Source organism: Anoxybacillus sp. LAT27, from assembly GCF_022030075.1.
GTDB classification, from domain to species: domain Bacteria; phylum Bacillota; class Bacilli; order Bacillales; family Anoxybacillaceae; genus Anoxybacillus; species Anoxybacillus kestanbolensis.
Map to the genome: position 1 here is coordinate 1 of NZ_JAIWYK010000304.1, position 232 is coordinate 232.

1 protein-coding gene is annotated in these 232 nt (G+C 61.2%); it reads right to left on the reverse strand.

Annotated features, from left to right (window positions below):
* On the reverse strand, positions 1-232 hold a 232-nt coding region (locus LD028_RS09555; protein WP_237811680.1), incomplete at both ends, for a GTPase.

Sequence of the window (232 nt, forward strand, 5' to 3'; positions counted from 1 at the left end):
GTTGAACACCACGAGCTGCGGGATGTCGTCCGCCTTCAGCTCGCGCAGGATGCGCTCCACCACTTCCATGTGGATTTCCAGGTCGGGATGGTGGCTGTCCACCACGTGCAGGATCAGATCGGCTTCCTGGACGCCTTCCAGCGTGGAGCGGAAAGCCGCCACCAGTGTTGTCGGCAAATCCTGGATAAACCCGACGGTATCGGTGAGAAGCACGTCCATGCCGCTTGGCAGG